Here is a 552-nt window from a genome sequence, read left to right on the forward strand (position 1 = left end):
AGTACCGACTTCGCAGCGCTGCTCATGGAGCGAATTGCTGAGATTGCCCCAACTCCGTCAAGGACAGGCATATGGTTGTCCATCAATATTAAATCGAACGGCTCTACAGCTATTTTATTTACCGCTAGCTGTCCATTTTCAACACTTGAGCATTCAAAGCCCTTTGCTCTTAAGAAGGTTTCCATAATGATGGCGTTGGTTCGATTGTCCTCTACTATCAAGGCCTTCAAACCATTGCAATTGAGCTTGTGCCTATGTCCTGATTCCACTTTCCCCGGTTCGCAAGGAGAGATCTCAACTTCAACCGTGAATGTAGTGCCGATATGTTCTTGGCTTTGCACAGTCACATGACCGCCCATGTGCTCGGCGATCTCTTTAACAATTGCAAGGCCAAGGCCAGTCCCGCCGAAGCGCCTTGTGGTTGATGATTCTGCTTGCTCAAATGGGCGAAATATACGTTTTTGCGCCTCTTTAGATATCCCTATTCCCGTGTCTTTTATCGCGATAACCAACACCGTTTTGTCATAGTGAGTTTGCTCACTCAGCGTCACT

The 552-nt window shown here is 47.1% G+C and carries 1 protein-coding gene; it reads right to left on the reverse strand.

Going from position 1 to position 552, the window contains the following annotated elements:
• On the reverse strand, nt 1–552 hold a 552-nt coding region (locus R7Q48_RS30035), incomplete at both ends, for a response regulator (protein ID WP_318134050.1).

The sequence above is a fragment of the Vibrio sp. 378 genome (assembly GCF_033339435.1).